Annotated in this window: 31 protein-coding genes, 1 tRNA gene and 1 riboswitch; of the genes, 19 read left to right on the top strand and 13 right to left on the bottom strand. The window is 69.0% G+C overall.

Annotated features, from left to right (window positions below; translation table 11 throughout):
• Window positions 1-161 precede the first annotated feature (161 nt).
• Window positions 162-386, top strand: coding sequence for a hypothetical protein (locus tag ACIO6U_RS07140; protein ID WP_391162378.1), 225 nt, complete (start codon window positions 162-164; stop codon window positions 384-386).
• Between the two features lie 13 nt (window positions 387-399).
• On the opposite strand, the gene mscL is transcribed toward ACIO6U_RS07140, so the two are convergent.
• From mscL to ACIO6U_RS07110, 6 genes are all read right to left on the bottom strand, one after another.
• Entirely contained in the window at window positions 400-870 is a 471-nt protein-coding gene (gene mscL / locus ACIO6U_RS07135) for a large conductance mechanosensitive channel protein MscL (protein WP_391162377.1), read from the bottom strand.
• A gap of 102 nt (window positions 871-972) precedes the next feature.
• Window positions 973-1419: a hypothetical protein gene (locus ACIO6U_RS07130; RefSeq protein ID WP_401716299.1), complete on the bottom strand. Its 447-nt coding sequence runs from the start codon at window positions 1417-1419 to the stop codon at window positions 973-975.
• A 336-nt stretch (window positions 1420-1755) separates the two neighbouring features.
• Window positions 1756-2613 carry an S-methyl-5'-thioadenosine phosphorylase gene (locus ACIO6U_RS07125; protein ID WP_391043356.1) on the bottom strand — a complete coding sequence of 286 codons (858 nt, stop codon included), beginning with the start codon at window positions 2611-2613 and terminating at the stop codon, window positions 1756-1758.
• Between the two features lie 93 nt (window positions 2614-2706).
• Window positions 2707-3039 carry an FmdB family zinc ribbon protein gene (locus tag ACIO6U_RS07120; RefSeq protein WP_391043359.1) on the bottom strand — a complete coding sequence of 111 codons (333 nt, stop codon included), beginning with the start codon at window positions 3037-3039 and terminating at the stop codon, window positions 2707-2709.
• A gap of 66 nt (window positions 3040-3105) precedes the next feature.
• On the bottom strand, window positions 3106-4359 hold the full coding sequence (locus ACIO6U_RS07115; RefSeq protein ID WP_401717135.1) for an MFS transporter: 1254 nt from the start codon (window positions 4357-4359) through the stop codon (window positions 3106-3108).
• A 292-nt stretch (window positions 4360-4651) separates the two neighbouring features.
• On the bottom strand, window positions 4652-6181 hold the full coding sequence (locus tag ACIO6U_RS07110) for a potassium/proton antiporter (protein ID WP_391043588.1): 1530 nt from the start codon (window positions 6179-6181) through the stop codon (window positions 4652-4654).
• A 157-nt stretch (window positions 6182-6338) separates the two neighbouring features.
• Between ACIO6U_RS07110 and ACIO6U_RS07105 the strand changes: the two genes are divergently transcribed.
• Window positions 6339-9053, top strand: coding sequence for a penicillin acylase family protein (locus ACIO6U_RS07105; protein ID WP_401716295.1), 2715 nt, complete (start codon window positions 6339-6341; stop codon window positions 9051-9053).
• A gap of 53 nt (window positions 9054-9106) precedes the next feature.
• Here the strand turns inward: ACIO6U_RS07105 and ACIO6U_RS07100 are convergent, their stop codons facing one another.
• A complete protein-coding gene (locus ACIO6U_RS07100) occupies window positions 9107-9700 on the bottom strand; it encodes a 5-formyltetrahydrofolate cyclo-ligase (protein WP_401716292.1) in 594 nt (197 codons plus the stop codon).
• Window positions 9701-9782: 82 nt separating this feature from the next.
• On the opposite strand from ACIO6U_RS07100, the gene galU reads away from it, so the two are divergent.
• The 7 genes from galU to ACIO6U_RS07065 all read left to right on the top strand — a co-directional run bounded on the left by galU (window position 9783) and on the right by ACIO6U_RS07065 (window position 15140).
• Window positions 9783-10697 (top strand): UTP--glucose-1-phosphate uridylyltransferase GalU, encoded by a 915-nt coding sequence (galU, locus tag ACIO6U_RS07095; RefSeq protein ID WP_355337861.1) that lies wholly within the window; start codon window positions 9783-9785, stop codon window positions 10695-10697.
• On the top strand, window positions 10694-12046 hold the full coding sequence (gene glp, locus ACIO6U_RS07090; protein ID WP_401716289.1) for a gephyrin-like molybdotransferase Glp: 1353 nt from the start codon (window positions 10694-10696) through the stop codon (window positions 12044-12046). Before galU ends, glp begins: the two co-directional genes overlap by 4 nt.
• Before the next feature lie 106 nt (window positions 12047-12152).
• Window positions 12153-12635, top strand: a complete 483-nt coding sequence (gene moaC, locus ACIO6U_RS07085) for a cyclic pyranopterin monophosphate synthase MoaC (RefSeq protein ID WP_401716287.1) — start codon at window positions 12153-12155, stop codon at window positions 12633-12635.
• Window positions 12632-13180, top strand: coding sequence for a molybdenum cofactor biosynthesis protein B (locus tag ACIO6U_RS07080; protein ID WP_401716284.1), 549 nt, complete (start codon window positions 12632-12634; stop codon window positions 13178-13180). Before moaC ends, ACIO6U_RS07080 begins: the two co-directional genes overlap by 4 nt.
• A complete protein-coding gene (locus tag ACIO6U_RS07075) occupies window positions 13177-13797 on the top strand; it encodes a GNAT family N-acetyltransferase (RefSeq protein ID WP_401310712.1) in 621 nt (206 codons plus the stop codon). Before ACIO6U_RS07080 ends, ACIO6U_RS07075 begins: the two co-directional genes overlap by 4 nt.
• A 117-nt stretch (window positions 13798-13914) precedes the next feature.
• Window positions 13915-14979, top strand: coding sequence for a hypothetical protein (locus ACIO6U_RS07070; RefSeq protein WP_401716281.1), 1065 nt, complete (start codon window positions 13915-13917; stop codon window positions 14977-14979).
• A gap of 87 nt (window positions 14980-15066) precedes the next feature.
• Window positions 15067-15140, top strand: a tRNA-Ala gene (locus ACIO6U_RS07065).
• Window positions 15141-15371: 231 nt separating this feature from the next.
• Here the strand turns inward: ACIO6U_RS07065 and ACIO6U_RS07060 are convergent.
• Genes ACIO6U_RS07060 through ACIO6U_RS07050 form a run of 3 tightly spaced genes read right to left on the bottom strand, consistent with a single transcriptional unit; the run spans window position 15372 to window position 17936 of the window.
• Window positions 15372-17000, bottom strand: coding sequence for a hypothetical protein (locus ACIO6U_RS07060; protein WP_401716278.1), 1629 nt, complete (start codon window positions 16998-17000; stop codon window positions 15372-15374).
• On the bottom strand, window positions 16997-17140 hold the full coding sequence (locus ACIO6U_RS07055; RefSeq protein ID WP_391043386.1) for a hypothetical protein: 144 nt from the start codon (window positions 17138-17140) through the stop codon (window positions 16997-16999). The genes ACIO6U_RS07060 and ACIO6U_RS07055 overlap by 4 nt, the downstream gene beginning before the upstream one ends.
• On the bottom strand, window positions 17124-17936 hold the full coding sequence (locus ACIO6U_RS07050) for a hypothetical protein (RefSeq protein WP_401716275.1): 813 nt from the start codon (window positions 17934-17936) through the stop codon (window positions 17124-17126). The genes ACIO6U_RS07055 and ACIO6U_RS07050 overlap by 17 nt, the downstream gene beginning before the upstream one ends.
• Window positions 17937-18041: 105 nt before the next feature.
• Here ACIO6U_RS07050 and ACIO6U_RS07045 point away from each other — a divergent pair, with 105 nt between their 5' ends.
• Window positions 18042-18365, top strand: coding sequence for a hypothetical protein (locus tag ACIO6U_RS07045; RefSeq protein WP_401716273.1), 324 nt, complete (start codon window positions 18042-18044; stop codon window positions 18363-18365).
• A gap of 153 nt (window positions 18366-18518) precedes the next feature.
• Here the strand turns inward: ACIO6U_RS07045 and ACIO6U_RS07040 are convergent, their stop codons facing one another.
• Window positions 18519-19055, bottom strand: coding sequence for a hypothetical protein (locus ACIO6U_RS07040; RefSeq protein ID WP_401716271.1), 537 nt, complete (start codon window positions 19053-19055; stop codon window positions 18519-18521).
• A gap of 190 nt (window positions 19056-19245) precedes the next feature.
• On the opposite strand from ACIO6U_RS07040, the gene ACIO6U_RS07035 reads away from it, so the two are divergent.
• The 7 genes from ACIO6U_RS07035 (at window position 19246) to ACIO6U_RS07005 (ending at window position 23962) form a co-directional block, all read left to right on the top strand.
• Window positions 19246-19626 (top strand): hypothetical protein, encoded by a 381-nt coding sequence (locus tag ACIO6U_RS07035; RefSeq protein WP_401716268.1) that lies wholly within the window; start codon window positions 19246-19248, stop codon window positions 19624-19626.
• Window positions 19619-20122, top strand: coding sequence for a hypothetical protein (locus ACIO6U_RS07030; RefSeq protein WP_401716266.1), 504 nt, complete (start codon window positions 19619-19621; stop codon window positions 20120-20122). The genes ACIO6U_RS07035 and ACIO6U_RS07030 overlap by 8 nt, the downstream gene beginning before the upstream one ends.
• Window positions 20123-20314: 192 nt before the next feature.
• Window positions 20315-20740, top strand: a complete 426-nt coding sequence (locus ACIO6U_RS07025) for a DUF4259 domain-containing protein (RefSeq protein ID WP_401716263.1) — start codon at window positions 20315-20317, stop codon at window positions 20738-20740.
• Between the two features lie 41 nt (window positions 20741-20781).
• On the top strand, window positions 20782-21186 hold the full coding sequence (locus ACIO6U_RS07020) for a hypothetical protein (RefSeq protein WP_401716260.1): 405 nt from the start codon (window positions 20782-20784) through the stop codon (window positions 21184-21186).
• A 14-nt stretch (window positions 21187-21200) separates the two neighbouring features.
• Window positions 21201-21962 carry a DUF4253 domain-containing protein gene (locus tag ACIO6U_RS07015; RefSeq protein ID WP_401716258.1) on the top strand — a complete coding sequence of 254 codons (762 nt, stop codon included), beginning with the start codon at window positions 21201-21203 and terminating at the stop codon, window positions 21960-21962.
• Between the two features lie 295 nt (window positions 21963-22257).
• A riboswitch (ZMP/ZTP riboswitch) is annotated at window positions 22258-22344 on the top strand.
• A gap of 49 nt (window positions 22345-22393) precedes the next feature.
• Window positions 22394-23224 carry a bifunctional 5,10-methylenetetrahydrofolate dehydrogenase/5,10-methenyltetrahydrofolate cyclohydrolase gene (locus ACIO6U_RS07010; protein WP_401717132.1) on the top strand — a complete coding sequence of 277 codons (831 nt, stop codon included), beginning with the start codon at window positions 22394-22396 and terminating at the stop codon, window positions 23222-23224.
• Window positions 23225-23332: 108 nt separating this feature from the next.
• Entirely contained in the window at window positions 23333-23962 is a 630-nt protein-coding gene (locus ACIO6U_RS07005) for a dihydrofolate reductase family protein (protein ID WP_401716255.1), read from the top strand.
• Here ACIO6U_RS07005 and ACIO6U_RS07000 read toward each other — a convergent pair.
• Together ACIO6U_RS07000 and ACIO6U_RS06995 are read right to left on the bottom strand one after the other, a co-directional pair.
• Window positions 23947-24639 carry an AEC family transporter gene (locus ACIO6U_RS07000; RefSeq protein WP_401716251.1) on the bottom strand — a complete coding sequence of 231 codons (693 nt, stop codon included), beginning with the start codon at window positions 24637-24639 and terminating at the stop codon, window positions 23947-23949. The two genes, ACIO6U_RS07005 and ACIO6U_RS07000, sit on opposite strands and share 16 nt — an antisense overlap.
• A 132-nt stretch (window positions 24640-24771) precedes the next feature.
• Window positions 24772-24939 (bottom strand): hypothetical protein, encoded by a 168-nt coding sequence (locus ACIO6U_RS06995; protein WP_401717193.1) that lies wholly within the window; start codon window positions 24937-24939, stop codon window positions 24772-24774.
• On the opposite strand from ACIO6U_RS06995, the gene ribA reads away from it, so the two are divergent.
• Together ribA and ACIO6U_RS06985 are read left to right on the top strand one after the other, a co-directional pair.
• The gene (gene ribA, locus ACIO6U_RS06990) at window positions 24890-25468 is read left to right on the top strand and encodes a GTP cyclohydrolase II (RefSeq protein WP_401717129.1); all 579 of its coding nucleotides are present in this window, start codon (window positions 24890-24892) and stop codon (window positions 25466-25468) included. The genes ACIO6U_RS06995 and ribA overlap by 50 nt on opposite strands.
• Window positions 25469-25650: 182 nt before the next feature.
• Window positions 25651-26247: a TetR/AcrR family transcriptional regulator gene (locus tag ACIO6U_RS06985; RefSeq protein ID WP_188282412.1), complete on the top strand. Its 597-nt coding sequence runs from the start codon at window positions 25651-25653 to the stop codon at window positions 26245-26247.
• Window positions 26248-26279 lie beyond the last annotated feature (32 nt).

Raw genomic sequence — 26279 nt, 5'->3', positions numbered from 1 at the left:
GCGTACGGCTGCCGGTGCGGGCGAGGGCGTCGGGTCCGGTGTCTGCATGCGGCCAGGTATATCCGGCCGACTGCCTCAAACGGACACTTGGGGTATCTCCCTCCGGCCGCTTGAGCAGGGACGACAGCCCGGCCACCGACGCCCCGCCGTACCCTGGAGGCATGAGCAGCGCCCCCGATCGCACCCCGGCCGAGAACCCCGGCGACGAACCCACCCCGGCCGTTGTACCCCCGGTGGGACCCTCGGGCCTCGTCTTCGACGATCCGCTCGACCGCCCCTCGGCTGACGACACCGACCGGGGCTGGGGCGACCGGCCCTCCGGCTCGGCGGCCGATGACGACGACTTCACGCGCTTCCTCAACGAGAAGCCGCCGCACCACCTCTGAGCCGAGCGGACGATCAGTTCCCGCCCCCGCTGCGCGGCGAGACCAGCGCGTCGCGGATGTCGCGCAGCAGTGTGATCTCCTCGACCTCGGCCGCCTTCTCCACCACCTCGTCGTGCTTGCGCTTGCTCGCCTGCCGTGCCAGGTAGCGGGACATCGGTACGACCATCAGGAAGTACACGACCGCCGCGGTGATCAGGAACGTCAGGACGGCGCTCAGCACCGAGCCCCACAGGATGTGGATCCCGCTGATCGTCTCGCCCTTTTCGTTGACGACGCACGGGCCTTTCAGACAGGACGAGTACCCAACGAGATCCTTCGTACCGAAGGCACCGACCAGGGGATTGATCACGCCGTTCACCACGGAGTTCACGATGTTGGTGAACGCGGCACCGATGACGACCGCGACCGCGAGGTCGATCACGTTCCCGCGCGTGATGAATTCCTTGAAGCCTGCCAGCACGCCCGGCTTGTTCTTGTCGGTCACCGCTATGCCTCTTCCGTGACGCCGATGTGGCGGAATGATGGGTTCCGCCATAGAAGGCAATGCGGGTTCGGCGTGTCCAATCGCCGTCCACGAACGGGTGATTCAGCACAATGTCACCGCCAGCGGTGACGAGACGGCCGCTCCGGAGAGCGCCGCCGCCGTACGGCGTGGCACGGCGAGCACGACCAGTGCCCCGCCGCCTCCACCGCCACTGACATCGGGTGGGGCGGACTCTCCTGTGGGCTTCGAGTCGTCCGCGCGGCCCGGTACGGCCACAACGGTCGCGTTCGACGCCACCACCCGCGAACTGGCCAGCACATCGATCCGGTCGCCAGGGCGCAGCAGCCCGACGGCCGCCGCGTCGGCGATCCGCACCGGCGCCCTGACCAGCACCTCGGCCACGTCATGGGGCGCCCGTACGGTCGCTGCGTGGGTGGTGTCGCTGGCCGGTGCGGGTCCGCGTGGGGCCGCCGCGTCATGACGCGGGCCGATCCCGTGGGCCGCGGACGCCGCCAGCGCGGCCGCCGTCAGCGCCAGACCGAAGGCCAATGAGCGCCGTCGGCGCCCCGGCGACCGCCGCAGGAGCTGCCGTCGGCCGCCCGCTCGGATCGGCGGGAAGTCCGGCACCGCGCAACGCGGCGGCGTGTACGGCTCGGGGCACGCCGGAGCCGAATAGGGAGTGGGGGAGCAGGACATGACGGACCACCGCCTGACGTGAGGTGCTCGATACCGGTATGTCCGGTCGATGCATCCACCATCGCGCACGGCGCCGACAGCGCTCCGATCCCTGTGGACAACTCCCGACTTGTGGATAACTCGGCCACCCGGAGGCGTGAATTACCGCTTCGCGAAAGGCAGGAGCTAAGGGATACGGGAGTCCGCGTGCTAGGGGAAAATGATCCCCGGGTCCTGGCCCCCCAGCGAGTCCACGCACAGGCAGTCCCGCGCGTCGTTGTCCGGCAGCTCGCCGATCAGGTCGAAGAGCACGTCCCGCATCCGGCCGACATTGGCCGCGAAGACCTCCAGCACCTCCTCGTGGGAGACGCCCTCTCCAGTGTCGGCGCCCGCGTCCAGATCGGTGACCAGCGTCAACGACGTGTAGCAAAGCCCCAGTTCGCGGGCGAGCACGGCCTCGGGGTGACCGGTCATCCCGACCACGGACCAGCCCTGCGCCGCGTGCCAGAGCGATTCCGCGCGCGTCGAGAAGCGGGGACCCTCGACCACCACCAGCGTCCCTCCGTCGACCGCCTCCCAGCCACCCGACCGTGCCGTGCCGACGGCGGCCTTCCGGCCCACCGGGCAGTACGGGTCGGCAAAGGTCACATGGACCACGTTCGGCACCTGACCGTCGGCTCGCGTCTCGCCGTCGAAGTACGACTGGGTGCGCGACTTCGTACGGTCCACGAGTTGGTCGGGCACCAGCAGCGTTCCGGGGCCGAACTCGGTGCGCAGACCGCCCACCGCGCACGGACCGAGCACCTGGCGCGCGCCGACGGACCGCAACGCCCACAGGTTGGCGCGGTAATTGATCTTGTGCGGTGGCAGATGGTGCTTGCGACCGTGCCGGGGCAGGAACGCCACCCGGCGCCCCGCTACCTCACCGACGAACAGCGAGTCGCTCGGCGGGCCGTAGGGAGTCTCGACCGTGATTTCGCTCACATCGTCGAGGAAGGAGTAGAAACCGGATCCGCCGATGACGCCGATCTCGGCCTGCGCGTCCGTCGCACTGCTGCTCTGCACCATGTCGATCACCCTATTGCGACGCCGGGCACACGACGAAACCCCCACCGTGAAAACGGCGGGGGTTCGTAAGGTCCGCGAAAGCCTCGGAAGGGCTCAGGCCGCCGACGTGCTGTTCGAGGACGAGGAGCCCGTGCCGGAACCCGAAGAGGAGCCGGACGATGAACCCGACGACGAGCCGGAGGACGGCTTGCTGTCGGACTTGCTGTCCGAGTTGCTGCTCTTGGCGGCAGGCGCGCTGCTCGTGGACGAGCCGCGGCTGTCGGTCCGGTAGAAACCGGAGCCCTTGAAGACCACGCCTACGGCGGAGAAGACCTTGCGCAGGCGTCCGCCGCAGTTGGGGCACTCGGTCAGCGCGTCATCACTGAACTTCTGCACCGCCTCGAGGCCCTCGCCGCACTCGGTGCACTGGTACTGGTACGTCGGCACTTGCTCCTCCTGGCACTCTCACTCATTGAGTGCTAACGACGCTCAATAGTGCAGTATTTCCCGGCGTCAGTCCACCGGGACCGCCGCACGGTGACCGATCACACCCGACGCGACCACTCCTCGCGATTGTGGCACCAACCTCTCGCGCAGCCCCACCAGCACCGTGAGCGCCAGCGCCGTACCGGCCAACGGCACCGTGAAACCGGCGTGCGAGCCGGCGTGGTCGGCCAGCAGCCCGGCTGTCGTCACGGCGGCCGCCTGCCCGAGCGCGACTGCCCCTGTCAGCCACGTGAACGCCTCGGTGCGGGACTCGGCCGGTACCAGGGCGTCCACCATCGTGTAGCCGGTGATGAGGGTGGGTGCGATGCACAGGCCCACCAGCAGTCCGAGCGGTGCCAGTACCGGCACGGCGTGCACGGCCCACAGCGGGGCGCAGGCGAGTGTCAGGGCCGGGTACGCCGCGAGCAGCCTGGTACGGGGGCTGCGGCGCCAGGCGACCGCGCCGTAGACGACGCCCGCCAGCATGTTTCCGGCGGCGAAGGTCCCGTACAACAGGCCGCTGATGCCGGGCCGGCCGATTTCCTGGGTGAAGGCGGTCAGCGACACCTGCATGCCGCCGAAGACGGCGCCGATGCCGAGGAAGGCGACGGCGAGCGCGCGCACTCCGGGTACGGACAAGGCTGAGGCGGGTTTTCCGCTGACGCCCCCCATGGTGGGGTGCGGAACGGGTGCGGTACTTCTCTGCGCGGCGAAGAGGATTCCTCCCGCAAGGGTCAGCGCTGCCTCGGTGATCAGCCCGGCCGCCGGGTGCACCGCGGTGCACAGCGCGGTGGCGAGCACAGGGCCGATGACGAAGGTGAATTCGTCGGTCACCGACTCGAAGGCCGCGGCCGTTGTCATCAAGGGGGAGGCGGCGCTGGACGGGGCGGTTGCTGAGCCGTTCAACGCCACCGCCCAGCGGGCGCGCACCATCGGCCCGATCTGCGGCACGGTGGCACCAGCGGGCACGGCCGCCGCGAACAGCGTCCAGGTAGGCGCATGGGTCAGCGCGAGCGTCACCAGCCCGATGACGGAGACGGTGTGTAGGGCGACGCCTGGTACGAGGACGGCACGTTGCCCGAAGCGGTCGGCCAGTCGGCCGCTCCTCGGGGCGCACAGGGCCATCGAGACCCCGGTGACGGCCGCGGCGGCTCCCGCGGTGCCGTAGGAGCCGGTGGTGTGCTCGACGAGCAGCACCATGCCGATGGTGAGCATCGCGAACGGCTGCCGGGCCGCGAAGCCGGGGAGCAGGAAGGCCCAGGCGCCGGGGGTGCTCAGCAGTTGCCGGTAGCCGGTCTTTGCGTCGACAGCGGCGGGCGTGGGCGTTGTCCCGGGTGGGGACGTGGACGGGGAGGTGGGCACCTTGGATGCCACAGCCTGGTCTTTCTGCCGCCTGGTAGCGCGGACGCGGATCCAGGTCCGCGAATGACCGCGCCGAGAGCCGTCCGCTCAGCGCGGGAATCCGCGCCGGCTCTGCGTCAGACAGAGGTTGAACTCGACAAATACCTCACCATGATACGCGGAGACCGGAGCCGTTTTCGCGCACCTGGCGCGGTCCGGACGTTGATCGGATTTATCGGTCGCCTGGTCGGCCGCGTTGCCGACCAGGCGGCTTCTCTCCGAGCCACCCGGCGAGCTTGCCGCCGCGCCCGACGGCCCGCAGCCGCGCCTCGGCCGCGTCCCGTACCGGATCGGTGGTCACCACGAGCAGTTCGTCGCCGCGCCGCAGCACGGTCGACGGCAGCGGTACGAAACTGGCGCCCTCGCGTACCACCAGGGTGACGGCGGCGCCGGTGGGCAGCCGCAGCTCGTCCACCTCGACGCCGTGCATGCGCGAGCCGTTGGGGATGGCGACGGACAGCAGGTGGCCCTGGAGCCGTTCCAGCGGGGCGGATTCGATGCCGAGGTCGGCGGCGTCGCCGTTGCTGTCGCCGGACAGCCGCAGTCGGCGGGCGACCCATGGCAGGGTCGGGCCCTGCACCACGGTGTAGACGATCACCAGGACGAAGACGATGTTGAAGATCCGCTTGCTGTCGGTGATTCCCGCCACCATGGGGATGGTGGCGAGCACGATCGGCACCGCGCCGCGCAGCCCCGCCCAGGACATCAGCGCCTGTTCGCGCCAGGGGATGCGGAAGGGGAGCAGGCTCGCGATCACCGAGGCGGGCCGGGCGACCGCGGTCAGGAACAGTCCGATGATCAGGGCGGGGACGACATCGTCACCCAGCTCGTGCGGTGTGATGAGCAGACCGAGCAGGACGAACAGGCCGATCTGAGCGATCCAGCCGAGTCCTTCGGCGAAACCGCGAGTCGCGGGCCGGTGTGGAAGTTTGGCGTTGCCGAGGATGAGCGAGGCGATGTAGACGGCGAGGAAGCCGGAGCCGTGCGCCATGGCACCTGCCGCGTAGGCGGTGACGGCGATCGCCATGACGGCGATCGGGTAGAGGCCGGAGGCGGGCAGGGCGACGTGTCTGAGGCCGTAGGCGCCGCACCAGCCGACCGCGAGCCCGATCGCGGCACCGATGACCAACTCCAGCGCGATCTCGCCCACCAGGTGGTACCAGTGGTCGACGGGACCCGCCGCCGAGAAGGCGACCACCAGGATCACGACAGGGGCGTCGTTGAAGCCGGACTCGGCCTCCAGGACGCCGGTCACGCGCTTGGGAAGCGCCACATTGCGCAGCACGGAGAAGACGGCGGCCGCGTCCGTCGACGACACCACCGCGCCGATGATCAGCGCCTGCCGCCAGTCGAGGCCCACCAGATAGTGCGCGGCGCCGGCCGTGACGAAGACGCTCAGCATCAAGCCGAAGGTCGACAACACCGCAGCGGCGGGCAGTACCGGTTTGATTTCCTGCCATTTCGTACCAAGTCCGCCTTCGGCGAGGATCACCACCAGTGCGGCATAACCCAGGACTTGGGTGAGCTGGACGTCGTTGAAGGTGAAACCGAAGACGCCATCCTGGCCCATGATGACGCCAATGCCCAGGTAGATGAGCAGGGTGGGAAGGCCACTGCGTGAGGCGAGGCGCACGGCCACGACCGCGACCAGCAGTACTGAGGCGCCGACCAGCAGGATCTCGTTGAGATGGTGGACAGTCAGGGTGCCGGTCCTTTCAACTTCGTTGCCTTACCTAACATTTTACGCTCTCTTGACATTCCACGGCCCACCGGCCGCCGACCGCTGGGCTGCCCCTATGGTTGCCCTTGCACAACGAGCACCTTGATCACCGGTCCGCCCTGCCCCTCGAAGGACAGCGATGCCCGCACGGAAGAAATCCCGCCGCGTACGCTTCATCGTGATCGCGTTCGTGCTGCTGCTCGTAGCGGGCATCGGATTCGGGTCCTACTGGAGCGTGAGCACCGTCCGCGCCTCCTTCCCGCAGACATCGGGCTCGCTGAAGCTCAAGGGCCTGTCAGGGCCCGTCGACGTCATGCGCGACGCGAACGGCATCCCCCAGGTCTACGCCGACAGCCCCGAGGACCTTTTCCGCGCCCAGGGCTTCGTCCAGGCGCAGGATCGGTTCTACGAGATGGACGTACGCCGCCATCTCACCTCGGGACGGCTGTCCGAGATGTTCGGCAAGGGCCAGGTCGAGACCGACGCCTTCCTGCGCACCCTGAACTGGCGCGGCGTCGCGCAGAAGGAATACGACACCAAGCTCGACGCCACCACCAAGACGTACCTTCAGGCGTACTCCGACGGGGTCAACGCCTACCTCAAGGACCACAGCGGCGCCGGACTGTCGGTCGAGTACGCGGCGCTGTCGTTCAGCAACGACTACAAACCTGCACCCTGGACGCCGGTCGACTCCGTCGCCTGGCTCAAGGCGATGGCCTGGGACCTGCGCGGCAACATGCAGGACGAGATCGACCGCGCCCTGATGACCAGTCGCCTCAGCCAGGCGCAGATCAAGCAGCTCTACCCGGCGTATCCGTACGACCGCAACCGGCCGATCGTGGACGGCGGTTCCGTCAACAAGATCACCGGCGCGTACGAGCCCGCGTCGTCCGGCGGCCCGCAGGGACTCAGCAGCTCGGTCAACACACAGCTTTCGGGTATCTCGCAGGTCATCGACCAGATGCCCGCGCTGCTCGGTCCGTCGGGTGACGGCATCGGCTCCAACTCATGGGTGGTGTCCGGCACCTACACCACCACCGGCAAGCCGCTGCTGGCCAATGACCCGCACCTGGCGCCGCAGCTTCCCTCGCTCTGGTACCAGATGGGCCTGCACTGCCGGGTGGTGAACGCCGCCTGCCCGTACGACGTCGCCGGTTACACCTTCTCAGGAATGCCAGGGGTCGTCATCGGCCACAACCAGAGCATTGCCTGGGGAATGACCAACCTGGGGGCGGACGTCACCGACCTCTACCTGGAGAAGGTCACGGCGGGCACCTACCTCTACGACGGCAAGCAACTGCCCTTCAAGACGCGCCAGGAGACCATCAAGGTCGCGGGTGGTAAAAGCCGCACTATTACGGTGCGCGAAACCAACAACGGCCCCGTGATCTCCGACCGCAGCGACGAGATCCGCACCGTCGGACAGACCGCACCCGTCACCGATCCACCGGGCGGCGTCAACAGTGGTTATGCCGTCGCTCTGCGATGGACGGCGCTTGAGCCCTCGAAGACCATGGACGCCGTCTTCGAACTCGACAAGGCGACGGACTTCGACCAGTTCCGGGCCGCCGCCGCCGACTTCGCGGTCCCGTCGCAGAATCTGATCTACGCCGACACCAAGGGCAACATCGGCTACCAGGCGCCGGGTCAGGTGCCGACGCGCGCCGACGGTGTGGACGGTACGTACCCGGTGCCCGGCTGGGACTCGCACTACGACTGGACGGGCACGATCCCGTTCAAGTCGATGCCGTACGAGTACAACCCCTCCCGCGGATACATCGTGACCGCCAACCAGGCCGTCATCGATCAGAGCAAGTACCCGTACCTGCTGACCGAGGACTGGGGATACGGCACCAGGAGCCAGCGCATCAACGACCTCATCGCGTCCAAGATCAAGGACGGCGGCAAGGTCTCCATGGACGACATGCAGTCGATGCAGGGCGACAGCAGCAGTGAGATCGCCAAGCTTCTCGTTCCATATCTTCTGAAGATCAACATCACGAACGACAAGGGCGACTACGTACGCAAGGCGCAGCAACTGCTGGAGGGCTGGGACTTCAACCAGGACGCCGATTCCGCCGCCGCCGCGTACTTCAACGCGGTGTGGCGCAATGTCCTGAAGCTGGCCTTCGGCAACAAGCTGCCCAAGGAATTGCGTCCCGAGGGTCAGTGCCTGCGGGTGCCCCCGGCCGGGCAGACCGGGCCGGTCGACAATCTCGACGGCAGCAGCGGCACGGTCCACGAGTGCGGCGAGCGGGATGCCGACGAGGCGCAGCCGGACGGTGGCGACCGGTGGTTCGAGGTCGTTCGCAAGATGCTGCCGCAGCAGAACAGCCCCTGGTGGACGATGTCGACAACGGCGTTCTTCAGCGGAGACCCCGACAAGAAGCACCACAGCGATCGTGACCAGCTCCTTGGGCAGGCCATGAAGGACGCCCGCTACGAACTGACCGCCAAGCTCGGCAAGGACATCGACACCTGGAGCTGGGGCCGCCTCCACAAGCTGGAGCTGAAGAACCAGACGCTGGGAACCGAAGGCCCCGCCGTGCTCAAGTGGCTGCTCAACCGCGGCCCCTGGCAGCTCGGCGGAGGTGAGGCGGCCGTGAACGCGACCGGCTGGAACGCGGCGGGCGGTTACGACGTCGTCTGGGTCCCGTCCATGCGGATGATCGTCAATCTCCAGGACCTCGACAAGTCCCGGTGGATCAATCTGACGGGCGCGTCAGGTCACGTCTACAACGCGCATTACACCGACCAGACCAATATGTGGGCGAACGGCGAACTTCTCCCCTGGGCGTTCTCCGCCGAGCAGGTGGACGAGGCCACCAAGGCGAAGATGGCACTCACTCCGTAAATCACACCGGTAATCGCGCACCTGGTGACGGAAAACGTCACGCGCGAATGACATCACCTGGTGAAGTGGTGCACTCCTTCCGGTGTCACCGCCAGGTCTACGAGGTGGTCGTGCGGTTCCTGCGGAACCCGTTCGACCACCTCGTGCGCGTAGAGCAGCACCATGAGAAGAGGATCGACCGCGGCCTCCCTCAGCCGGCCGAGGACCCGGTCGTACGAGCCGCCGCCGCGGCCAAGGCGTACACCGCGCGCGTCCACGGCGAGGCCGGGCAGCAGAACGGCCCGCGCCGTGGTGACGGCTTGGGGGCCGAGGTGTTCGCCGGTCGGCTCGAACAGGCCGCGTCCGGTGCGGTGCAGGGCGTCGGGGCCGTCGTATGCGGCCCAGTCCAAGTCGTTGTCGGGGAGCAGGACGGGCAGTAGGACGCGCGTACCGGCGTTCCGCAGGGTGTCGATCAACTCCCGGGTGCCGGGCTCCGCGCCGATCGACACATAGGCGGCCACCGGTCCGGGGGCGGCCAGTTCGGGCAGGCCGCGTACGGTCTGCGAGAGCGCTGTCGCTGCGGCGGCGCGGTCGGCGGCGGTAAGGTCGCGTCGGGTGCGCAGGAGCCGGGTCCGCAGTGCTGCTTTTCGCTCGCGGGCGTCGCTCATACCACACACATCCGTCACCAATCCGTCACAACCAGTCGTACCTTCGTCTTCGGGCAAATACTTGCCCGCTATGGTGCACGGCATGACGCAATCACATCCTCGTACCCGGATCAGCAAGGCTGTGATCCCTGCCGCCGGTCTTGGTACCCGCTTCCTGCCGGCGACCAAGGCGACGCCCAAGGAAATGCTTCCCGTGGTCGACAAGCCGGCCATTCAATACGTGGTCGAGGAAGCCGTGTCCGCACAGCTCTCCGATGTGCTCATGATCACAGGTCGCAACAAGCGCGCCCTGGAGGACCATTTCGACCGCAACTACGAGCTGGAGGAAGCACTCACCCGCAAGGGTGACGAGTCCCGGCTCGCGCGGGTACGCGAATCCAGCGGTCTGGCGACCATGCACTATGTGCGCCAGGGTGACCCGAAGGGCCTCGGTCACGCGGTGCTGTGCGCTGAACCGCACGTCGGTGACCAGCCGTTCGCCGTGCTGCTCGGTGACGACCTCATCGACCCCCGCGACCCGTTGCTGGCGCGCATGGTGGAGGTGCAGGAACGGCACGGCGGCAGTGTCGTCGCCTTGATGCGGGTCGATCGCTCGCAGATCCACCTCTATGGTGCAGCCGCCGTGGTGCCGACGAGCGACGACGATGTCGTGCGCGTCACCGACATGGTGGAGAAGCCGAGCCCCGACCAGGCACCGTCGTCGTATGCGGTCATCGGCCGCTATGTGCTCGACGCCGCCGTCTTCGACGTGCTGAAGAAGACCGAGCCGGGGCGTGGAGGCGAGATCCAGCTCACCGACGCGTTGCGTGAGTTGTCGCACCGGGACCACACCGGCGGGCCGGTGCACGGTGTGGTGTTCACCGGGCGGCGTTACGACACCGGTGACCGCGGTGACTATCTGCGTGCGATTGTCCGACTGGCATGCGAACGTGATGACCTGGGGCCAGATTTCCGGACCTGGCTGCGTTCGTACGTCACCGAGGAGATGCAAGAGTGAGTCATGACGCCGACCGGGTGTGGTCCGTCTCCGAACATCTCGACAGCATCCTGGGTCAACTGACCCCGCTGGAACCGATCGAGTTGCAGATCCTCGACGCGCAGGGGTGTGTGCTGGTCGAGGACGTCACGGTGCCGGTGGCGCTGCCGCCGTTCGAGAACAGTTCCATGGACGGCTACGCGGTGCGGGTCGCCGACACCAAGGCGGCGACCGAGGAGCACCCGGCGGTGCTCGACGTGGTCGGCGATGTGGCGGCGGGGAGCGGTGAACTGCCCACGGTGGGACCGGGCCAGGCCGCCAGGATCATGACAGGCGCCCCGCTGCCGCCCGGCGCTGAGGGTGTCGTGCCGGTGGAGTGGACCGACGGCGGCACCGGTGGCGGCCCGGCGGCGAGCATGACCGCGCACAGCACCGATCCGGCCGGCGCGGCGGGTGAGGTGCGGGTGCACCGGCCGGTGGAGCACGGGCAGTTCGTGCGGGCTCGCGGCAGTGATGTCGCCGCGGGGGAGTTGGCGTTGGCCGCCGGTACGATTCTCGGCCCGGCACAGATCGGGCTGCTCGCGGCGATCGGGCGCGGCGCCGTCAAGGTGCGGCCCCGGCCGCGGGTGGTCGTGGTGTCCACCGGCAGCGAGTTGGTGCAGCCGGGTGAGGACCTCGGACCCGGTCAGATTTACGACTCCAACAGTTTCGCGCTCACCGCCGCCGCGCGGGCGGCGGGCGCCATCGCGTATCGCGTCGGCGCCGTCGCCGACGAGGTGGAGACGCTTCGCGCCACCATCGAGGACCAGCTCATCCGCGCCGACATCATCGTCACCAGCGGCGGGGTGAGCGTCGGCGCGTACGACGTCGTCAAGGAAGCGCTGTCGTCGATCGCGGACGGCAGTGAGATGAACGTCAACGGCGACGACGGTGAGGGTGACATCTCCACGCCAAGTGGACATGTCGACTTCCGCAAGCTCGCGATGCAACCGGGCAAGCCGCAGGGCTTCGGGCGGATCGGCCCCGACCGCACACCGCTGCTCGCGCTGCCCGGCAATCCGGTGAGCGCGTACGTGTCCTTCGAGCTGTTCGTCCGCCCCGCGATCCGTACGCTGATGGGTGCCGGGTCGGTGCACCGGGAGGTCGTGCGCGCGGTGTGCGTCACCGCGATCGAGAGGTCGCCGGAAGGCAGGCGGCAGTTCCTGCGCGGTCACTACGACCGGGCGTCCGGTACGGTCACGGCGGTCGGCGGTTCCGGGTCGCACCTGGTCAGGGCGCTCGCGCACGCCGACGCGCTGATTGTCGTACCGGAAGCCGACACCTCGGTCGAGGCCGGAGCGGATGTCGAAGTGGTGGTGCTGGAGCCGTAGGCGATCGGCGGCCGGGCGGTCCGCGCGCACACCGGCGCGGACCCGCGGGCCGCGCGGAGGTCCCTGCCGGTACGGTGTCTGCCCAAGAGACCGCACCGGGAGAACGATGAGCAGCGCGCAGCAGCACCTCACCCACCTCGACGAGGCAGGCGCGGCCCGAATGGTCGACGTCTCCGCCAAGGACGTCACCGCGCGCACGGCCAGGGCGACAGGACGGGTCCTGGTCGATCCCGGCGTCATCAAACTTCTGCGCGGCGCAGGCGTTCCGAAGGGCGACGCCATCGCCACCGCGCGGATCGCCGGGATCATGGGCGTCAAGCGCACCCCTGACCTGATCCCGCTCTGTCACCCGTTGGCGGTGTCCGGTGTGACAGTCGACCTGGTGGTCGCCGACGACGCCGTGGAGATCACCGCCACCGTGAAGACCACCGACCGCACCGGGGTGGAGATGGAGGCGCTGACCGCGGTCACCGTCGCCGCGCTCACGGTCATCGACATGGTGAAGGCCGTCGACAAGGCGGCGGTCATCACCGATGTGCGGGTCGAGGAGAAGACCGGCGGCAAGTCCGGCGACTGGCACCGCGCATGACCGGGCCCGCCGTACCGCAGGCCGCGCCGGGCCGCACCCTGCGCGCGCTCGCCGTCACCGCGTCCAACCGCGCCTCCGCGGGGGTGTACGAGGACCGCGGCGGCCCGCTGATCGTCGCCGCGCTCCAGGAGTGGGGTTTCACCGTGGACGGCCCGCGGGTCGTACCCGACGGCGCGCCCGTCGGCGAGGCGCTGCGGGAGGCGGCCGAGGCCGAGTACGACGTGGTGGTGACCACCGGCGGCACCGGTATCTCGCCGACGGACCGTACCCCCGAGGTCACCCGGGAACTGCTCGCCTACGAGATCCCCGGTATCGCCGAGGCGATCCGCGCGGCGGGACGGGAGAAGGTGCCGACCGCCGCGCTCTCCCGTGGCGTGGCGGGGGTGTGCGGACGCACGCTGGTGGTGAACCTTCCCGGTTCGAGCGGCGGGGTCAAGGACGGCCTCGCCGTACTCGCCCCGCTCCTGGTGCACGCCGTCGACCAGATCCATGGCGGCGATCACTTGAATGACCAAACGACTTCAGTCCCTGGGAGACCGAGCTGAACGGGTCCTGGCCGGTTGAGTTGGTGGACGGTGACATCACCCTCCGCCCGATCCGGATGCGTGACCAGCGCGCCTGGCGCGAGGTCAACCGGCGCAACCGCGACTGGCTGCGTCCGTGGGAGGCCACCGTGCCGCCCGCCCCGCCCGGCCATGTCGCGCAGCGCCCCACGTACCGTCAGATGGTGCGGCACCTGCGCTCGGAGGCGAGCGCGGGCAGGATGCTGCCGTTCGTGATCGAGTACCAGGGGCGGCTCGCGGGGCAGCTCACCGTCGCGGGCATCACCTGGGGGTCGATGTGCTCGGCGCACGTCGGTTACTGGGTGGACGAGGCGGTCGCCGGGCGCGGTGTGATGCCGACGTCGGTGGCGCTCGCCGTCGACCACTGCTTCCGGCGCGTCGGACTGCACCGCGTCGAGGTGTGCATTCGCCCGGAGAACGGTCCCAGCCGCAGGGTGGCCGAAAAGCTCGGTTTCCGGGAGGAGGGGCTGCGTCCGCGCTATCTGCATATCGACGGTGGATGGCGGGACCATCTGGTCTACGCGCTGACGGCGGAAGAAGTCCCCGAGGGGTTGCTGAACCGCTGGCGGCAGGCCAGGCCCGGGACGCACCAGAAATAAAACAATTGTTCGAAAATGAAGCCAATCGCAAAAAAATCTCGGCATATCAGCCAGATCGTGCGACACACCGGGCCAAATTGCGTATGGCGTGTCTCGATCACCCCTACCGTGTAACGCGTGAGCAGTAGTGGCCTCATCTACGCAGTCATCGTCGGGGCCTGGGCTGCCTACTTGGTGCCCATGTGGCTCCGTAGGCAGGATGAGCTCAACGAAGCGCGTCCGACGGAACGCTTCAGCACCGCCATCCGGCTTCTGTCCGGGCGCGCGGCGATGGAGCGGCGTGTCGCGAAGGCGCGAGGTGAGAGCGTCGAACCCGCGCAGGACGCAGCCGACGACGTATCCGAGGACGACCTCGCCGGAGCGGTGGACGTCCGCGGACTCGCCGTGCCCGCGACCGAGGTGCGGCCGGGCATCCCGCAGGGCGCCCACGGCGTCCACGGAGCACGCGGTACTCAGGGCGCGGCCGGCGTCCATGGTGCGCACACCGCGCATGGTGCCCGCCCCGGCGTGCCCAATCCGCGTGCCAAGGTGCTCGCGCGCCGTCGCCGCACCACGACACTGCTCTTCCTCGGCTTCACCGTCGGCGCCGTCGCGGCGGCCGTCGGCGGCGTCGCGCTGCTCTGGGCGCCCGCCATCCCGGCCGTTCTGCTGACGGTCTACATCGGCCAGATGCGTCGCCAGGAGCGGCGTCGCTTCGAGGTGCGCATCGACCAGCGGTACGCTGCCGAGGCCGCCCGACGCCTGCGCGCCCGCCCCGAACCGGCCGCCGAGGAGCACCAGCACCAGCACCAGGCGGCGCCCGCCGAACGCCCCGCGCCCTCGCCGCGTACGGCCGACCGGCGCGCCCTCGTCGAGCAGACCGACCACGCCGAGTGGGTCGACCAGCAGCGCGCGCAGCAGAACAACGACGACGGCTGGGAGCCCGTACCGGTCCCGCTGCCCACCTATGTGACGGCTCCGGTCGCCCCCCGTACGCCGGGCGGCGTCGACCCCGGCGCGCCCGACACGTGGAGCGCCGCCAGGTCCGGTACCGCCGCCGCGGAATCCGCCCCGGCGGCTGCCGCGCAGGAGTCCGCCCCGGCCGCCCCCCAGCCGCGCCGCCCGCGCCCGCGCACCCCCCGCACCCCGCTCTTCGACCAGTACGCCGACCCCTCCGACCGCCCCCGCGCCGCCAACGAGTAGTGCCGCCAGGCTTCCCGGCCATCCGGACCAGCGTGAATCGCGTTCACGACCACCCGTCTCGGGATGCTAGAGTTTTCCTCGTTGCAAGGGCCTGTGGCGCAGTCCGGTAGCGCACCTCGTTCGCATCGAGGGGGTCAGGGGTTCGAATCCCCTCAGGTCCACAACCGACTGTTCACGAGTTGTCTGGTGAGCAGTTGACGAGATCCCGTCCGATCTGATTGATCGGGCGGGATCTCGTCGTTTCTGGTGTCTGTTCGATGTGCTGTCCGAACGCGGCAGGCGTCGTGACATCTGTCCGGTGGTCGACAGCCTGTGGGGCCGGGGTGGGTCGGGTGCGGAAGGTGTTCCGGGGCCTTAGCCGGGCGTGCGTGATCGCGTGTGGTGCTGAGCTCTCAGGTGACGGTGCGGATCTGCGGTCGTGCGGGCGGAGGAACCCTGGTCGCGGCGGGAGGCGAGAGTGCTGGACTGCTGGGTGCGCCGGCTTCGCAGAGGGTGGTGAGGGCTCGCTCGGTGCCGGTGGTGTGCTGCCAGGTGAACAGGATGTGCAGGTTGATGCTGCAGATCATCAGCGCGAGCAGGATGGTCTGCGCGACTCGCCCGTGGGCGAGCCGTTTGGTGGGGTCGGAGATGTCGAGGCCGTGGCTCTTGGCTCTGCCTTTGAGACCTTCGATGTTCGCCCGCTCGGGCCGGTAGACGTCCTGCCAGGTGGGGTGGAGGTAATGGCGGTCCTGGCGGAATTTGTCGAGTTTGCCGAGGCCACCTGGCCGGACGGTGATCGTCGGCTTCTGGCAGATCCGCGGCAGCTCGTTCATGGGCAAGGGCCGCAGCCGTTCGCCTTGCGGGATCGGGACGGTGGGCTTGGCAGCGGTGTGTGCGGCGGTGGCTCGCTTGTTGGTGAGGTCGACGACGGCTGGCTGCGGCGCGGGGACGCGGTGGGAGTGGTTGAAGCGGGGGCAGGTTACGGCAGGCGAGGGACCCGTCGACGAGGAGGGCGCCCTGGTGGGTGCCTTGGACGCCGGGTACTGCTGTTTGTAGTCGAGGACCAACTGGTAGCCCATGGTGCGGACCGGCTGTGCGAAGTTCTCGGTGGTCTGGTCGGTGTAGGCGCGGTCGGCTGCCAGCAGTCCCGTCGGGAAACCGAACGGGGCGAGCTGGGCCAGGGAGTGAACGGCGTTCGGGCCGATGCGCTTGCCCGGGGTGTCCAGGCCGAGGGCGAGTTGCGGATGCCGGCTGACACGTTCACCGGCCTGCGGGTGACCTGCGGGGTGCCGTCGGCTGGCGGCGACCAGGAGGCTGGCGGAGTGCCCGAAGATTCCTTCCTCGGAGCCTCCGCAGTAGTGCCAGCCCGCGGTGAGCTCGACGGAGGCCAGGCCCCGTCGTTCGCGGGGCGGCTGGTGCCAGGCGGGAATCGGTGTGGTGTCGGCGCCGATGTCGCCCCGCCAGCCCTTGAGCAGGCCCCGGCGGTGAGCGAGGCGGACGGTGATCAGGATCAGACGATCGCTGATCTCCTGCAGCAGCTCCAGGCGCCGTTTGTGCTCGGCGTCCGTGTCCTCCCAGGCGTCGGCCACGATCCCGGCCTCTTCGGCGGGAAGCCGGCGGCGCCGGTCGCAGCGCTGCGGGTCCAGGGCGGTGGTCAGGCGGTCGAAGGACCGGTAGACGCGGCGGGAGAACGCGATCCTGGCGTGGCCGTCCGCCCTGCTGTTGTCCGGGATGCCGAGCCAGGAGCGGGTAGGGGCCCGCAGCTCATCGAGCAGAACCCGGCAGACGTCCGCGAGGCTCGCGCTGCGGTGGTGATGCAGCGCCAGCAGCAATCCCACCAGCACGGTCCGCACTGGCAGCCCCTTCGGTCCCGGGCGGCCCGCCAACTCGGCGTCAATCAGCTCCAGCACCCCGGACTGGTGCAGGACGGCATCGAGCTGGCCGACCTTGGAATCGGGGATCTCGAAGGGGGCGTCGGTCACCGGCCGGGGTCGGCAGCGCTTGATCTTCTCCGGGTTCCGCCAGGCCCGGGGCTTGGTCACCGCTGCTCCGGGCCCCGCAACAGCCGGGCTGCGGTCGCCTCGTCCACGGGCGGCACCAGATGCTGCCAGCGGGCCAGGGAGGCGGCGGAAGCCAGTCCGGCCGCTTGGGCGATCAGGTGGTGATCAATATGCGCGCGCATCAACTCGACGATCCACGTCGCTCGCAGCCGGCCCACGGACACCGCGGGGCGTATTTCCCGGCGGCCGGTGCATCAGGGACCAGGAGCCGATCAGGTTCTTGGAGTATTCGACGGTCCGCGCGGGCCGGAACACGTACCCGCTGCCCGCCCGTTCCGCCAGTTCGCCCAGCAGGGCATCCCAGCCGGCTCGGGCGACGAGCGGGACCACACGCTTGACGCCCTTGTGCAGCAGCGGCCCGCCTTGGCGAGGACGCCGCAGATCGACGCCGCGACTGGCCGCCACCTCCCTGGGCGTGAGCCCCAGCCCCGCGCCCAGGGCCAGAAGTGCCAGGGCATCGGTCCGCTGCTGGCCCGGCAGGTGATCGGCCCAGTGCCGCAGACCCGCCAACTCGGCTGCCGTGTAGGGCGGGTGCGGAGACGCTTCCGCGTGCATCTGCGACGGGGCTGCCTCTCCGCGCTCGCTGAAGGCCAGAGCATCCCGCACCCGCAGGAGCCACGTCCGGTAGGTCCGCACCGACGACGTTTCGATGTCTCCTGCCCGCGACAGGACGAACGCGTCGATCACCTCATTGCGCAACCACGTATCCGGATCGCGTTCCAGCCCCGCCGACTCGGCCCACAACGCCAGGCGCCCGAGGACGTGCAGCAGCCTCTCCACCTCGTAGGGAACCGAGCTCACCGTGGCAGCGGCCACCGAGCTGACGAGTGGCGCGACCTCGTCCCAGAGCGGTGGAGCCTGCCGGGGGCGGTAGCGGGCGATCTTCGCAGACGTATCGGGATCAACGACCACGGCCATACATACCGGCTGGACAAGCAGCCATTCCAAGCGTGATCGACTTCGACGGACAGGATGGTGCGCGCATGGTCGGCGGACGCGCCCGCGCACGCTCCCCCCCGGCAGATGACCCGCGATCCGGAAGCCTGGCCCGAACAGACCAGCCCCGACCCCGCGGCCGAGGCGGTTCGACAGATCGCTGACGCCCTCACCCGGGCGCTGGCCGATCAGGGACTGAGCCTGCGGGCGGCGGCGGCCGGTTCCGGAGTCAACCGGCAGGCCATCGCGGATCTGCTCGCCGGGCCGGTCCTGGCTCGACGTGGCCACTGTCGCCCGACTGGGCGCGTTCACCGGAGGGCGGCTGTGGCCGCGAAATTCCACGACCGATCGAACTGGGACGCATTGAGCCGCGATTCTCGCCCGAATCCGCACAACGGCGACCGGACATGACGACTTCGCGGCTCCGCGCTTTGAGTGGGAAAGGCATCCACTTCGCTCGAAACGCGGGAGCCACCGTTCATATGGGCGCTCACGCACATTCGGCACCGCCGAGCTGAACCCTCGGCGGTGCCACCCTCCCCGGCCGCACCGGCGGCCGTCGCGTCACCTCATGCCCACTCCTTCCTGACGGTGTCCGCCAGCCGTGGGCGCGATCGCGAAATACGCCGTCGGGCCTTCAACCACCCGGCCCTCTTTCGCCATCCGCTTCAGCCGGGAACGGGTCGTCTCCACCCGCCGCGTGCTCGTGACGTCCTCGCCGATCGCCGCGCAGATGTCCTGCACCTTCATCGCCCGCCCAGCCCCAGCCAGAAGCACCAGCATCTGCTCGCGTGCCACCTCCCAGTCCAACTGGGTCCCGGACGCAGCAGAAGCACCCGAGCTATCGCCATCAGCCGAAGCTGAGACCTCGGCCGAACCGCGGGGCGAACTGCTGGCGGGCGGCGCCTGCCCGGCCTCTTCCGACGCTGCCTGAGGACCCTCGGTGGAAGCACCGCCGTCCAGAAGCGATTCCGCCGTCTCCCGGGTGATGGTCAACCGCGCCAGCCGTTCCTCGGCGACGGTGATCTTCTCCCGCAACGCGGACAACTCGCCGCGCACGATGGCTTCTTCCTCATCCAGACGCCGAAACAGCGATGTCATCTCGTCCCGCCAGTCGCCCGCAGCCGACAGCCGGCTTCCACGGCCTCCGAAGCCCCAGGCAACCGTAGAAGGGAGCGCACCAAGATCGCAGAAGGTGACCGCTCATGCCTCCAAACGACCACACACGCCTGCCTTCCGCCCGCACCGCGTCGCCCCACGACAACTCCCGTCCGCGCCGTAAGCTCATCTCGTGCCGGCAGAGGACAGCCCCCAGAACAGCGTCAAGCACTGGCAGGAGTGCACCAGCGTCTACGACTTCCTGGAGCAGGTCCGTCTGCGACCTGGCATGCGGCTTCCCGGCGGCTCACTCCAGCACCTGCACTCCATCCTCATCGGCTACCGAGTCGCCCTGGGCGTGCACGACATCAACGAACCCTTCGATTTCTGGCCCGACGGGGACTTCACCTACTGGCTTCGTGAGCAGCAGGGCATCTCCGGTTCCCTCAGCTGGGCAGCAGGCATCGAGCGTGCGACACCAGCGGACTCCACACCGGTCGAGGAGTTCTTCCGGCTGCTGGCCCAGTTTCGCCAAGTCGGACGCCGAAGGTGGGAGGACGAGGCCGGTGCCTGATCTCCAGTTCAGCTGGGAACTCAGCGGGTCCGGCTGGGCAACCTGCCGCATCGCAGACGGTTCGTCGGAGCGCAAGGACATCGTCAGCTACCTCACCGATGCCCTTGCCGACCTGCTTCACAGCGTTGCCGGCCTCTACAGCCTGAACTCCGTCCACCGGTTTTCCTTCGACCTCGAACCGGCCGAAGTCAGGTGGGTCCTCCGACGTCTGGGGCCGGACGTGGACATAACGATCTACCGCTTCCCAGACATGTCCGCGAGCTTCGACGCGAACGACGAGGCCGGCACGCTCGTATGGACCTCGACGCAAAGCCGTAGCGCCCTGAGTCACGCTGTCATCGAGGCCGCGCAGTCAGTGTTGCGGCTTCACGGTGAAGAGGGCTACCGAGCAAAGTGGGTGCAACACCCCTTCCCAGTCGCGGCACTGCAAGACCTGCGTCGGCTGCACATCCGAGAGGACGCATGCGGCAACCTGCACGACATTTCCGCCCCATAGGCGGCCCACGCTTCTCCCGGGAAGCGATCACCACTCGGGAAGCGATCTCCAAAGGCGTTGGATGTGCTGGTCAGACCCACGTCTGGCAGCCGTTCCCGACCCCGGCGTACTTCACGCTGGTCCGGTCCGTGCGGCCGCTGTCAGTGGCCTCTGTCAGGATTCCTCGATCAGCACCGTGATCGGGAGAGAGTTATGGGCACTTGGGACGTCGGCCCCTTCGACAACGACACCGCAGCGGACTTCTGTGGCGACCTTGACGAGGTTGCCGCAGGCGAACGCGAGGGCCTCGTCCGCGGCGCTCTCACCCGTGTGATCGACACCGTGGGCTACCTCGAAGCGCCAGAATCAGAGGAAGCCGTGGCCGCGGCCGCCCTCGTCGCGGCGCAGTGTCCCGGGGGTGAGCCTGCTGATCCCGTTTATGGGCCGGAAGAGCTCCTTCCTGATCTCACCGGCCTGCGCGATCTGGCACGTCAGGCCCTCGGCCGTGTCATGACCGAGCCGTCCGATCTGATGGAGCTGTGGGCCGAGCCGAGTGGCGCCTCCTGGCGCGCGAACGTCCGCCAGTTGCAGAACGTGCTCCTGCCACAGCCTCCTGGAGAGCAGTTCAGCCTGATCTGACCGACCGCGACCGCTACTTGAGTCCTGCCTGAAAGGCCACCATGAGCTGGGATGTGCTCCTCCTCCGCTTGCCCGACGAGGTCACCTCGATGCACGAGCTTCCCGACGACTACTCGTCGGAACCGCTCGGCCGGCAATGCGACGTGCTCGCGGCTGTCACCCGGGCCGCTCCCGAAGCTGATCTCTCGGACCCCACGTGGGGCGACCTGTCCGGCCCCACTTGGTCCATCGAACTCAGCATCGGCTCAGAAGACCCGGTGGACTCGATCATGCTTCACATTCGGGGCTCCGGCGACGACGTGTTGGCACCCGTCTTCTGCCTTGCAGAGGCTCTGCGGTGCAAGGTGCTCGATCTCGCCGAAGGGGACCTGATCAATCCGGGACAGACGTCGGGCTGGCACACCTTCCAACAGTTCCGTGACGGTGTGCTCGGATCCGCTCAGTGATGCCGCCCGGCCGGATGATCACGTCCAGTGAAGGCGATGGGGATTCCCAACCCCTATGGCTCAGCGACGAGCCGGCCGCAGCCGGGCTGTGGGCTCGGATGCACGCCGAACACAGAGGCTCCGGCCAGTGGCCCCTGCTGCTGGACGCGCTCGACCCCGAGGATGCCGAATTCCGCCCCTGGGGATCGGGCGAGGTTTTTCCAGAGCAGATGTCCGCTGCCACGTGCCACGACCCAACCGCCCTTCTCGCGAAGTGGTGGGCGACGTATACCGCCGTCGATGAAGACGACGACATGCTGTCGGCCGATCGGCGCCTCGCCGTCACCGCCCCCTTCGAGCAAAGCTGGCCTGGACGCGCACCCAGCCGAGAAGCCGTGTTGAGCGCTGACCAACTGGCCGCCGAGTACGCCGAGGTGTTCCTTTCCGACCACCCCAAGTCGCGTCTCGGGCTGGTCACCGCCGCATCCGGCGCAGAAGCCCTCACAACGGCAGGATGGTCTGGTCCCGCCAACTACGACAACGACACGGCGAAGTTCTCCGCGATCGTCGGCGACTGGGAGAACCGGTTCGGCGCCCGTGTCGTCGCTGTCGGCTTCTCCACCCTGCATCTCAGCGTCGCAGCCCCACCCACAACTGAGGAGGACGCCCTCCTGATCGCTGCGGAGCACTTCGCCTTCTGCCCTGACAACATCTGGCAGGGCAGACGCCCGTACACACTGGGCGCGTACGCTGAGCGGCTCACCGGTGTCCACAACTGGGACTTCTGGTGGGACTGAGGCCCCTCGCTGACACCTCGCGCGGGAAACGATCAACCTTGCCGCGGGAAGCGATCTTCACGGGCGCCACGTGTGCCTGATCAGAGGTATTCGTCAACGCCCCACAACAAGGCCGTTCCTGGGCGATTTCGGGAACGTTTGACGGAATCCCGCCGGTCTTCATGATCGGACGGGATTTCTGTCGTTTACGGGGTCCGTTCGCGACGGTTCAGGGCGGCGGAGTTTTTCAGGGCGGCTTGCGGTCCCGGCCCGGCACCGGCGACACGGGACGGGGGCGGCGGGGGCGGATAGAGTGCGGGTGGGCCGTGACTGGCGCTGAGGTGGAGTACCACCGGGGAGCGGCCTGACGCATACGTCGGTGCCGTGCGCCTGGGCGAGTGGACTGAACACGCCTGGAGGCAACGGTGGCATCGGCACATACCGCGCGGCTCATGGACGGGGCCGGTCTGGCCCGGCGCATCATGGGGGAGACCGCCGCCAAGGCGTCGATCCTTGCGCGGCGCACAGGATTCGCGCCGTGCCTGGCGACGGTGCTGGTGGGTGAGGATCCCGCGTCGGTGACGTATGTGCGGATGAAGCAGTCGCGCAGCGCGAAGGCCGGAATCCTGTCGCGCCATGTGGCGCTTCCCGCGCGGACCAGTACGGCGGAACTCGTGGAGACGCTCGGCGCGCTGTCGGCCGACCCCGAGGTGCACGGCATCTTGTTGCAGCATCCGGTGGGCCCGCACATCGACGAGCGGGCGGCGTTCGAGGCCATCGCGCCGGAGAAGGACGTCGACGGCGTCACGGTCAGCTCGTTCGGCGCGATGAGCTTCGGTCTGCCGGGGTTAGTGTCGTGCACGCCGGGCGGCATCATGCGGCTGCTGGAGGAGTACGAGGTCGGGCTCGCGGGGAAGCGCGCGGTCGTGGTGGGCCGCAGCGCGATCCTGGGCAAGCCGGTCGGGATGCTGCTGCTCGCGAAGGACGCGACGGTGACGTACTGCCACTCGCGTACCGAGGACCTGGCCGCGGTGGTCGCGGAGGCGGACGTCGTGGTGGCGGCGGTGGGGCGGCCCCGGCTGATCCGGGGTCAGGACATCAAGCCGGGCGCGGTGGTGATCGACGCCGGGTACAACGCGGGCAATGTCGGCGACGTGGACTTCGAGACGGCCCGCGGTCGTGCGCGGCTGATCACGCCGGTGCCGGGCGGGGTCGGGCCGATGACGATCGCCGTGCTGCTGGCGCAGACGGTGGACGCCGCCGCACGCCAGCTCGGGGTGTGAGGGCCCGGGACCGGGACGGGCCGCCGCTGCCGCGGCGTTGAGCGCGGCCGACCTGCGCCGATGTCCGCTTGAGGGGCAATTGTCAGTGGTGGGTGGCAGGCTGTGACGGTGACCAGGACTCAGTACTACACAGCGACCACGCTCGACGGATTCCTCGCCGATGAGGCGAATTCGCTCGACTGGCTCTTCGAGGTGGACACCGAACCCGGAGAGCCGTTCGAGCGCTTCATAGCGGGCGTCGGGGTGCTGGCGATGGGTGCGACGACGTACCGCTGGGTGCTGGAGCACGAGAAGGTGGTGGAGCGGCCGGAGGAGTGGCGGCGCTGGTACGGGGACCGGCCGTGCTGGGTCTTCACGCACCGGGACGATCTGCCCGCCGTGCCGGGGGCGGACATCCGCTTCGTCCAGGGTGACGTACGGCCGGTGCACGCGGAGATGGTGGCCGCGGCGCGGGAGGGGAGCGGTGGCAGCCGCGGCTACGGGGAGAACGTGTGGCTGCTCGGCGGCGGCGAGTTGGTCGGGAACTTCGCCGACGCCGGGCTGCTGGACGACATCATCCTCGGCGTCGCGCCGGTGACGCTGGGAGCGGGCGCGCCGCTGCTGCCCCGACGGCTGGACGGGGGGCGGCTGCGGTTGACGGACGTGGAGCGGGTCGGCCAATTCGCCTATCTCACGTACGAGGTGGGGCAGCCGGTGACGCCGTCCGCCGGTGGGGGCGGGAGTCAGCCGAGCGCGTAGGCGATCAGGGTGAGGGTGACCATCGAGAGCAGGGTGGTGAGCAGGACGGTGTCGCGGGGGAGGTCGGTGGGGAGCCGGTATTCGGAGGCGAAGATGAAGGCGTTCTGCGCGGTGGGAAGTCCGGCGCACAGGACGACGGCGAAGAGGGCGTGGCCGGAGAGGGCGAAGGCGTAGCGGGCCAGCAGATAGGCCAGGAGGGGGTGGACGACGGTCTTGATGCGGCCAGCAGACGGCGTTCGGTGCGCGCGGCCGACGTGGGGCGGGAACGGGCGTGCAGCGACATGCCGAGGGCGAAGAGCGCGGAGGGAACGCCCGCGCCGCCGAGCAGTTGGACGGGGGAGACCACTTCGGCGGGCAGGGCCAGTCCGGTGGTGGCCACCGCCAGGCCCGTGGCGGAGGCGGCGATCACCGGGTTGCGGGAGGGGAGTCGGAGCATGCGCCGCCACAGCGCGCCGACGCCGCGGTGGGTGTCGAGGTCGATCAGGACGAGGATCAGCGGGGTGACGAAGAGCATCTGGAAGAGCGCGGCGGACACGATGAAGGACGTGTCGTGCAGGACGTGGACGGCGACCGGGATGCCGAGGTTGGCGGAGTTGACGTAGGACGCGCACATCGCGCCGATCGCCTGGTCGGCCTGGCGGTGCCGGAACAGCTTGCGGCTGACGGTCAGTGCGCATGGCGGACCCGGGGGCGGCCGATCGGGCGGGTCGAGGGGGGATCGGGGACGGCGACTCATATGTGTGGCCTGGGTCACATCTCGGGGTGGGGGAAATAATCCGACCGCCGAAAGAGCTTGATGTTTCAAGATCTTATGAGGGGGTCAGCATGGCGTCGAAGGTGTCGACCAGTGCGTCGGGCACGGCGGTCAACGCGGCGCGGGGCGGGGAGAATCCGCTGCCGGCCGCCGGGATACGGACGAAGGTGCGGGTGCCGCTGCGGTTCTCGGACGGGTGGGGGAGGACGGCGGACGTGTTCACGTTCACCGGTCTGGTGGACGGCAAGGAGCACTTGGCGCTGGGCCTCGGGGACTACGAGGGCGCCGAGTCGCCGTTGGTCAGACCGCATTCGGAGTGCCTGACGGGGGACGTGTTCGGGTCGCAGCGGTGCGACTGCGGGCCGCAGTTGCGCGAGGCGGTCGAGCGGATCGCGGAGACCGGCGGGTATCTGCTGTATCTGCGGCAGGAGGGCCGGGGGATCGGTCTGTACGCGAAGCTCGACGCGTACGCGCTCCAGGACGACGGCCTCGACACGTACGAGGCGAATCGCGCGCTCGGGCGCGGCGAGGACGAGCGGGACTACACCGCGGCGGCCCAGATGCTGGCGGCGCTCGGGGTCGACGGCATACGGCTGCTGAGCAACAACCCGGACAAGGCGCGGCAGCTCACCGCGCTCGGGACGGCCGTGGTCGAGCGGATTCCGACCGCCGTCCACGTGTCGGCGGCGAATGTCAGCTACCTGCGGGCGAAGGTCGAGCACACCGGTCACACGCTGGCGCTTCCCGCCTGAGCCGGGACGCGAGGTCGACCGCGGCGCCGCGCCTGGGCGGGGTGAATCCGTACGCGCGAGGGCGCGGGCACGGTTGAGCGTCGTGAACGTGATTCGACCCACGATCGAAACGGTGGCGTTTCGATCGCGGGCCGTCTATGGTTATGTGTACGACATCGTTTCGACTCGGAGGGCAGGGCGACATGACGGCTGAGGTTTCCGCCACGCGTCGTACGCGCCTGACCCCCGAGCGCGAGCACGAGCTCTACGCGGCGGTGGTCGAGCTGCTGCGTGAGGTCGGCTACGAGGCGCTGACGATGGACGCGGTCGCGTCCCGTACGCGTTCCAGCAAGGCGACCCTCTACCGCCAGTGGAAGGGCAAGCCGGAACTCGTGGCCACCGCGCTGCGGCACTCCAAGTCGGTGTCCACGGCGGACATCGACACGGGCTCGCTCAGCGGTGACCTGCACGAACTCATCCGCTGTCACGACCAGGACGAGACCAAGCGGGACCAGGAACTCATGCGCGGGCTCGCCCACGCGGCCTTCAGGAACGAGGACCTGTTCCGCGCCCTGCGGGAGCTGCTCATCGAGCCGGAGCTGGTCAGCTTCCGGGCTCTTGTGCAGCGCGCCGTGGACCGCGGTGAGCTGGCCGCCGACAATCCGGCACGCGACTTCGTCCCGCACCTGCTGTTCGGGGCCGCATTGGCGCGGCCCATCATCGAAGGTCTCGACCCCGACCCCGACTTCTCACACAGATACATCGACGCGGTGGTCGTCCCCGCCCTGCGTCTGTCGTGACGAAGCGCAGTGACCACTGATGTGATCTGACC

Source organism: Streptomyces sp. NPDC087422 (assembly GCF_044744145.1).
GTDB lineage: Bacteria > Actinomycetota > Actinomycetes > Streptomycetales > Streptomycetaceae > Actinacidiphila.
Note: the sequence above shows the minus strand (reverse complement) of the source record. Positions and strands in the feature narration are given on the sequence as shown.